The organism is Streptomyces populi, assembly GCF_002911015.1.
Taxonomy (GTDB): Bacteria; Actinomycetota; Actinomycetes; order Streptomycetales; family Streptomycetaceae; genus Streptomyces; species Streptomyces populi.
Window position 1 is genome coordinate 22,998 of sequence record NZ_KZ626935.1, and the last position, 8,582, is coordinate 31,579.

The window sequence follows — 8,582 nt, forward strand, 5'->3', positions numbered from 1 at the left end:
AAGGACTACCGTCGGGGTCATGCGAATCGGCGAGCTGGCCGCACGGGCCGGGACGACCACGCGGACCCTGCGCTACTACGAGTCGCGGGGCCTGCTGCCCGCGCGGCGGGGCGAGAACGGGTACCGGACGTACGACGAGCACGATCTGCGGCTGCTGCGGCAGATCAGGACGTTGCAGGACTTCGGGTTCGACCTGGAGGAGACGCGGCCCTTCGTGGAGTGCCTGCGGGCCGGGCATCCCGAGGGCGACTCGTGCCCGGCGTCCCTGGACGTCTACCGGCGCAAGCTCGGCGAGCTCGACGCGCTGATCGGCGAGCTGCGGTCGGTGCGCGCGCAGGTCGGCGAGCAGCTGGCGCGGGCGGAGCGGGCGCGCGACGCGCTGGCGGCCGACGCGGAGGTTCCGGGGGGTCCGGAACCCGTGTGCGAACTGGGAGGGCGGACGCGATGATCAGGGCGGCAGGTGTGGCCGAGGTGACGGACGCGGACTTCGGGGCGGAGGTGATCGGCTCGGACCTGCCCGTGCTGGTGGAGTTCACGGCCGACTGGTGTCCGCCGTGCCGGCAGATGGGGCCGGTGCTCAGCGAGCTGGCCTTCGAGGAGGGCGACCGGTTCAAGGTGGTCCAGCTGGACGTCGACACCAATCCGGAGACGACGCTGGCCTACGGCGTGCTCTCGATGCCGACGTTCATGGTCTTCCGCGACGGCGAGCCCGTGAGGTCGATGGTGGGCGCCCGGCCCAAGCGACGGCTGCTCCAGGAGCTGGCCGAGGTGATCTGACCCCACCCGGTACACAAAAAATCCCCTGGGCAATTGCGCCCGGGGGATTTCTCTGCGTATATTCGATGGTTCGCGACTTTGGGAAATCGAGTCACGAAGAAGTTCAGTAGGCGCAGTATATCTGGGTGGGAGTGAAATTGTCAAACAAGGGACCGCACACAGAATTCCCCGACGATGAACTGCGAAGTGAGCAGGAATTCATCGACGGGTTGTACGCGCGTGTGGACGCCCTGCGCGATGCCACCGAGGTCTCCGTCGGGGACGCGCTCGCCCAGGGCGACACGCCCAGGCAGGCCCGGCTCGAACGGGACATCCTGGTCGCCGAACGCTCGGGACTGCTGGCCGCGCTGAACGCCGTGGACGGCTCGCTCTGCTTCGGCCGCATCGACCTGTCACCCGTGGAGGGCGGGCCCGCCGCGGGCGTCACCCACCACATCGGCCGGATCGGCATCCGCGCCGACGACCTCGAACGCACCCCGGTCCTCATCGACTGGCGGGCCCCGGTCGCCCGCCCCTTCTACCTGGCCACCGGTCACACCCCGATGGGCCTGCGCAGGCGGCGGCACATCGCCACCGCGGGCCGGCACGTCACCGACCTGCACGACGAGATCCTCGACCTCGGCGACCGCGAGCGCACCGGCCACGAGGACCCGTCCGGGGACGCCGTGCTGCTCGCGGCGCTCAACTCGGCCCGCACCGGCCGGATGAGCGACATCGTGCAGACCATCCAGGCCGAGCAGGACCGGATCATCCGCGCCCCGCACCGGGGCGTCATGGTCGTCGAGGGCGGCCCCGGCACCGGCAAGACGGCCGTCGCCCTGCACCGCGCCGCGTACCTGCTCTACGAACACCGCGAGCTGCTCGCCAAGCGGGCCGTCCTGATCGTCGGACCCAACCCGGCCTTCCTCGGCTACATCGGCGAGGTGCTGCCCGCGCTCGGCGAGACCGGGGTGCTGCTCTCGACCGTCGGCGAGCTCTTTCCCGGCGTCCACGCGAGAGCCGTCGACACACCGGAGGCGGCCGCCGTGAAGGGCCGCGCCGGCATGGCCGAGGTGCTCGCCGGGGTCGTCCGGGAACGGCAGGCCCTGCCCGACCCGGTGATCGCCATCGAGCACGACCGGGACGTGCTCATGCTCGACGCGGGACTCGTCCGGGTCGCCCGGGAACGCACCCGCGCGGCCGGCCTGCCCCACAACGTGGCCCGCGAGCACTTCGAGGGCCACATCCTCAACACGCTCACCGACATGCTCGCCGAACGCATCGGCACGGACCCCTTCGACGGCTCCAACCTCCTCGACCCGAGCGACATCACCCAGATCCGCGACGAACTCGCCGAGAACCCCGAAGTCTGGTCGGCCGTCGACCAGTTGTGGCCGAGACTGACCCCGCAGCGCCTGGTCGCCGACTTCCTGGCGGACCCGGACGGCCATGTCCCGGACGAGGACGCGGCGGCGATCCGCCGCCCGTCGACCGGCCCCGCGGACTGGACCCCCGCGGACGTCCCCCTCCTCGACGAGGCCGCCGAACTGCTCGGTGAGGACGACCGGGTCGCGCGGGCGCTGGCCGACCGGGAACGCCGTACCCAGGTCGCCTACGCGCAGGGCGTGCTGGACGTCTCCTACGCCTCGCGGACGTACGAGTTCGAGGACAAGGAAGAGGAGGACGCGGAGGTCCTGTCCGCGCACGACATCATCGACGCCGAGCGGATGGCCGAGCGGCACGAGGAGGACGACCACCGCAGCGCCGCCGAGCGCGCCGCCGCCGATCGGACCTGGGCCTTCGGGCACATCATCGTCGACGAGGCGCAGGAGCTGTCACCGATGGCGTGGCGGCTGCTGATGCGCCGCAGCCCCACGCGGTCGATGACGCTCGTCGGCGATCCCGCGCAGACCGCCGAGGCGGCGGGGGTCGGCTCGTGGGAGGAGATCCTCGCCCCCTACGTGCAGGACCGCTGGGAGCACACCCGGCTCGGCGTCAACTACCGCACCCCGGCCGAGATCATGGACGTCGCCGCCGGTGTGGTGCGGGCCGAGCGCCCCGGGTTCGAGCCGCCGCGCTCCGTCCGGTCCACCGGGGTACGGCCCTGGGCGCGGGAGGCCGGGGACGACCTGCCCGGCGCGGTCGCCGAGGCCGTGGCCGAACTGACCCCGGCCGAGGGGCGGCTCGCCGTCGTCGCGCCGAAGGCCCTGCACCCCGCGCTCGCCGCCCGGCTGGACGGGGTGACGGCGGGCCGGGAGCCCGACCTCACCCGGGCGGTGGTGCTCCTCGACCCCCGGCAGGCCAAGGGGCTGGAGTTCGACTCCGTCCTGGTGGTCGAGCCCGCGGCGTACGGGACGAGCGACCTGTACGTGGCCCTGACCCGGGCCACCCAGGCGCTGGGCGTCCTGTACACCGGTGAGCTGCCCGCGTCGCTGAGGGGCACCGGGCTGGAGTGACGGACCCGCCCGGTCCCCGGCACGGGTGCCGCCGGGGACCGGGCGCGCGCCGCTAGGCGGGACGCAGCCACACCGTCGCGAGGGGTGGCAGGGTCAGCTGGACACTGGCCGGGCGGCCGTGCCGGCCGGTGGGTTCGGGCTTGACGGGGTCGGGGTTGGTGACGTCGCTGCCGCCGTAGCGCAGGTCGTCGGTGTTGAGGACCTCGTGCCAGGCGGGGACGTCCTCGGGGACGCCGAGGCGGTAGCCGTGGCGTACGGCGGGGGAGAAGTGGGAGACGGCGAGGAGCGGGGTGCCGTCGGCCGCGTGGCGCAGGAAGGCGAAGACGTTGTCGTCGGCCGAGTCACCGGTGATCCAGGCGAACCCGGACGGGTCGGTGTCGCGTTCCCACAGCGCGGGTTCGCCGCGGTAGAGGGTGTTGAGGTCGCGGACGAGGTCCCGGGTGCCCCGGTGGTCGGCCTCGGCGCCGTAGGCGGGGTCGAGCAGCCACCAGTCCGGGCCGTGCGCCTCGGACCACTCGGCGCCCTGGGCGAACTCCTGTCCCATGAAGAGGAGCTGCTTGCCGGGGTGGGCCCACATGAAGGCGAGGTAGGCGCGCAGGTTCGCGCGCTGCTGCCACCAGTCGCCGGGCATCTTGGAGACGAGTGAGCGCTTGCCGTGCACGACCTCGTCGTGGGAGATCGGCAGGACGTAGTTCTCGCTGTAGGCGTACACCATCGAGAAGGTCATCTCGTCGTGGTGGTACTTGCGGTGCACGGGCTCGTGGGACACGTAGTCCAGCGAGTCGTGCATCCAGCCCATGTTCCACTTCAGCCCGAACCCCAGGCCGCCGAAGCCGCCGGGGCCGGTGTGATGGGTGGCCCGGGTGACGCCGTCCCAGGCGGTGGACTCCTCGGCGATCGTGACGATCCCGGGGTTGCGGCGGTAGACGGTGGCGTTCATCTCCTGGAGGAAGGCGACCGCGTCCAGGTTCTCGCGGCCGCCGTGTTCGTTGGGGGTCCACCGGCCGTCTTCGCGGGAGTAGTCGAGGTAGAGCATGGAGGCGACGGCGTCGACGCGCAGGCCGTCGATGTGGAACTCCTCGCACCAGTAGGTGGCGTTGGCGACGAGGAAGTTGCGGACCTCGCGGCGGCCGTAGTCGAACTCCAGGGTGCCCCAGTCGGGATGGGCGGCCCGGAGCGGGTCGGAGTGCTCGTAGAGCGGGCGGCCGTCGAACTCGGCCAGGGCCCACTCGTCCCGGGGGAAGTGGGCGGGGACCCAGTCCATGAGGACGCCGATCCCGGCGCGGTGGAGGGCGTCGACCAGGTGCTTGAAGTCGTCGGGGGTGCCGAGGCGGGCGGTGGGGGCGTAGAAGCCGGTGACCTGGTAGCCCCAGGAGCCGCCGAAGGGGTGCTCGGCGACGGGCATCAGTTCGACGTGGGTGAAGCCGAGGTCCCGCACGTACGCGGGGAGCTGGTCGGCGAGCTGACGATAGGTCAGACCAGGTCGCCAGGAGGGCAGATGGACCTCGTACACCGAGAACGGCGCCTCGTGGACCGGCCGGTCGGCCCTCTTCGCCATCCACTCCGCGTCCCGCCACTCGTGGTGGGACGCGTGGACGATCGAGGAGGTGGCGGGCGGTGCCTCGGTGCGGCGGGCCATCGGGTCGGCGCGCAGCGTGCGGGAGCCGTCGGGACGCGTGATGTCGAACTTGTACAGCTCGCCCTCGCCGATCGCCGGAACGAACAGCTCCCACACCCCGGAGGAGCCCAGCGACCGCATCGGATGTCCCGCGCCGTCCCAGAAGTTGAAGGTGCCGGCCACCCGGACACCGCGCGCGTTCGGCGCCCACACGGTGAAGCGGGTGCCGGTGACGCCCTGGTGCTCCATCGGTTCGGCGCCGAGCGCCCGCCACAGCTCCTCGTGCCGGCCCTCGCCGATCAGATGCAGGTCCAGCTCACCGAGCGCGGGCAGGAACCGGTACGCGTCCTCGGTCTCCAGCACCGTTTCCCCGTAGGTCACGAGCAGCCGGTACGCGTCCGGGACCGCGCGCAGCGGCAGCAGCCCCGAGAAGAAGCCGTCCCCGTCGTCACGCAGTTCCGCGCGCAGGTCCTCCGTGACGACGGTGACCCCGAGCGCGTAGGGCCGGAAGGCCCGGAAGGCGACGCCGCCCGCCACCGGGTGGGCCCCCAGCACTCCGTGCGGATCGTGATGCGTACCGTCGAGCAGCCGCTGCCGGTCCGCCGGACCGACAGCGGCGTGCACGGGTCCGCTCCCGGCCGGCACGGGACCGTTCCCGGGCTCCTGGGTACGGCTCCCGGCCGGCACGGGACCGGCCGTCTCCCGGCCCCCGGCCGCCCTTTCGGACGGTGCCTTCCCGGCCGCCTTCCTCCCGGCCGCCGGACGCTCGGCGGGCGTCCTCTTCTCGGCGGCCGGTTTCTTCGCGCTGTTCTTCTTCGGTGTGTCCTCGGACCGGGGGCGGGGCGTCACGGGCGGGGCCTCCTCGGGCGGGTGAGCTGGGGCGGGTCACAGGGGGATCAGGACGACGCGGCCAGCCGCCGTACCGCCGCCAGCGGAACCGGCAGCCAGTCCGGGCGGTGCCGGGCCTCGTACACGACCTCGTACACCGCCTTGTCCGTCTCGAAGGCGCGCAGCAGTACGGGATCCGTGCGTGGGTCGAGGCCGTTGACCTCGGCGTATCCGGTGCAGTAGGCGGCCCGGCAGGCGTCGGCCCAGCCGGACGCCGGGGGCGCGACCGTGGTGCCGGGCACAGGGGGGACGGAGTGGGCCGCGTAGTCGAAGGAGCGGAGCATGCCCGCGATGTCGCGTGCCGGGGGCTGGGGCATGCGGCGCTCGGCGAGCGGTTTCGACGGTTCGCCCTCGAAGTCGATGAGCGACCACTGTCCGTCGGGGGAGCGCAGGCACTGGCCGAGGTGCAGATCGCCGTGGACGCGCTGGGCCGTCCACGTGTGCCCCTCGGCGGACAGACCGGCCAGCGCCTCGAACGCGGTCCGCAGACCGGGTGCGTGGGGCCGGAGCACGGGCACCGCCCGCGCGGCGGCCTCCAGCCGCTCGGTCATGGCGTCGACCAGCGGCCGCAACTGGGCCTGGCCCAGGGACACCACGGGCAGCGCGCGGGCGAGAGCCGTGTGCACCTCGGCGGTGGCGCGTCCCAGCGCCCGTGCCTCTGCGGCGAAGTCCTCGCCCTTGGCGAGCTCGCGCAGCGCCAGCTCCCAGCCGTCCGAAGCGCCCTGCACGAACGGCTGGAGCACGCCCAGGACGTACGGCCGCCCGGACAGCTCGGTGCGCATCCAGGCGGTGGGCGCCGGAACCCGGGCGCAGCCCTCCCGGGCCAGGGCCAGCGGCAGTTCGAGGTCGGGGTTGATCCCGGGCACGATCCGGCGCAGCAGCTTCAGGATGAACGTGTCCCCGTAGACCACCGAGGAGTTGGACTGCTCGGCGGTCACCATCCGCGGCACCAGACCGGGCCGTATCCGCTGCCCGGTGTCCCGCTCGAAACACAGCCCGTCGATGCGGGCCCGGGAGCGCAGGGCCTCCAGGAGCACATCGGCGGGCTGGGGGTCGTACAGGGCCTCGTAGACCGTGCGTCCGGCGAGCGGTCCCTCGGTCAGGTGTCCGATCAGTGCCGGCGCCAGCCGGGGCGGCAGCGCCTCGCGGACGCCGATCAGTAACTGGTAGCAGTCGCCCGGGACGGACGGGGCGCCCGGCACGGGCGGCTGATGGGTCCGTGTCAGCAGGTGGTAGAGGCCGAGCGGACCGCTCGCCGGCAGCAACTCGGTGGCGGTGACCAGTGAGAGTCCGGTGACGGGTCGTCCCTTGCCGGCGAACCAGCGCTGTCGCGGCAGCCAGTCGCGCAGCAGTGGATCCAGGGACGCCAGAAGGCCGGGACCAGGGGGTGCGGTGCGTGTGACGGCTTCCGACATGGGTCGCGTCCTTTCCCCGGGGGTCGGGGGATTACTGATGCGTGCCCCGGACACAGCCGTGGAAACCGCCCGGCCCGGGGGCCTTTTCGGTCGAATGGGTCCGGGAGATTTCCTGCGGACACGGCACAAGGGTGCCCAATTCCGGTGTGTGGCACCAGACCTGGACACCCTCGCGCCGTTCACTCACGGCCGTGCGTGGCGCGTGGGACCGGACCGGGGTCGGACGGTGGTGCAGGCGATGGTGAGACGGATGTCCTTCGTGTGCTCCTTGGAGATCCTGTCGCCCGACTTGTCGGGCGTGAGCCGGACCTCGTGCTCCGCGGAGTCGCCCTTGCGGTCGGCCGCCGCCTTCAGCACGGCCGTTCCCTCGACCCGCCCGACCTCCGCCGTGACCTTTGGGCGACCTGGCGTTCCGGCTCGTCCGGGCGGCTGCCGGGCGGCCGGTGTCTCCTCGGGAGCCCCCGTCGCTTCGCGTACTGCCGGTGCCGGCTTCAACTGTTGTCCCCCGCGGACGCGTTCGGGCCCGCGGGCTTCGCGGGGTGCGTGGCCGAGGGGCCATCGGGGGGTGGCGCGGGGAATTTCGCTCAGGGGCTTACGAATTCCCCGCGCCGGTCATGGGGGAGAGCCGCGGAGTCCGCGGGACCTCCGTGTCCGAGTGCGGGTCGGAAGGGCGGCGACGGGACGGGCCCGTCACCCGGGATGCGGAGCGGGTTCCCGGATCGTCCCGTCGCCGCGGTCTTCACGGGACGCGCACAACGTCGGGTCGGCGGCCGGTCGGCCGTGAGGCCGCCCGTTGGTACGGGGTGTCGGTCCGCCGGGACGGTGAGCCGCTATGAAGCGGTGCCTGACCTGGGCAATCTCATCCACTCCCGCGCTGTGTGCATGCCGTGAACTCCCCCCCAGGGAGTGGCCTCCGTCGAGGTGGCCAAGATCAGACTAGAGGTGTGTGCGGATGCTGGGAAGCATGTGGACGAAGTGTGGAGGTCGCGTTACCGGAACGTGATGAACGAGTGGTTCGAAGGTGGCGAGATGCCGTCATTGCGGCTTCCGGGGGGTGTGTCCGCATGCGGAGGGTGTCGAACTGCCGCTCCGTGCCGGGAGTTCCGTCGGCTCATGGAGTGCCCGAGGAGTGAGAATCAGCCAACCAGCCTGTCGTCAGGCCGAGTTGGGTGCACGGTCGAGACGTCGGCCGGTCCCCGGAGCGGGCGGGGCGGACCGGGTGCGTGGCGCGGGCCGTCGCACCCCGGCGCTCGTCGAACCGGGCCGTCGGTGACCGGCCGCTCACGGCATCGGTCCCGGCCCGGTGTCGACGTCCCTGTCCGGACACCCGGTCGGGGGGTCCGGACGGTGTCCGGACGGCTCGCTAGACGGCTTCCTTCCGGAGCCGGAACCAGTAGAAGCCGTGGCCGGCGAGGGTGAGGAGGTAGGGGAGTTCGCCGATGGCGGGGA

At 72.5% G+C, this 8,582-nt stretch carries 6 protein-coding genes; 3 read left to right on the forward strand and 3 right to left on the reverse strand.

The genetic code is table 11. The annotated features are described in order from the left end of the window. Positions 1 to 19: 19 nt before the first annotated feature. The 3 genes from CW362_RS33095 to CW362_RS33105 all read left to right on the forward strand — a co-directional run bounded on the left by CW362_RS33095 (position 20) and on the right by CW362_RS33105 (position 3,212). Positions 20 to 448: a MerR family transcriptional regulator gene (locus CW362_RS33095; RefSeq protein WP_103553297.1), complete on the forward strand. Its 429-nt coding sequence runs from the start codon at positions 20 to 22 to the stop codon at positions 446 to 448. Further along, entirely contained in the window at positions 445 to 777 is a 333-nt protein-coding gene (locus CW362_RS33100) for a thioredoxin family protein (protein ID WP_103553298.1), read from the forward strand. Before CW362_RS33095 ends, CW362_RS33100 begins: the two co-directional genes overlap by 4 nt. Positions 778 to 956: 179 nt before the next feature. Next, complete coding sequence (locus CW362_RS33105; RefSeq protein ID WP_103553304.1) at positions 957 to 3,212, forward strand: HelD family protein; 2,256 nt, start codon at positions 957 to 959, stop codon at positions 3,210 to 3,212. 52 nt (positions 3,213 to 3,264) lie between these two features. Here the strand turns inward: CW362_RS33105 and glgB are convergent, their stop codons facing one another. The 3 genes from glgB to CW362_RS43525 form a co-directional block, all read right to left on the reverse strand. Continuing rightward, a complete protein-coding gene (gene glgB / locus CW362_RS33110; protein WP_338069091.1) occupies positions 3,265 to 5,454 on the reverse strand; it encodes a 1,4-alpha-glucan branching enzyme in 2,190 nt (729 codons plus the stop codon). Between the two features lie 272 nt (positions 5,455 to 5,726). Next, positions 5,727 to 7,133, reverse strand: a complete 1,407-nt coding sequence (locus CW362_RS33115; protein ID WP_103553300.1) for a maltokinase N-terminal cap-like domain-containing protein — start codon at positions 7,131 to 7,133, stop codon at positions 5,727 to 5,729. A 183-nt stretch (positions 7,134 to 7,316) separates the two neighbouring features. Further along, positions 7,317 to 7,490, reverse strand: coding sequence for a hypothetical protein (locus CW362_RS43525; protein WP_162684308.1), 174 nt, complete (start codon positions 7,488 to 7,490; stop codon positions 7,317 to 7,319). Positions 7,491 to 8,582: the final 1,092 nt, after the last annotated feature.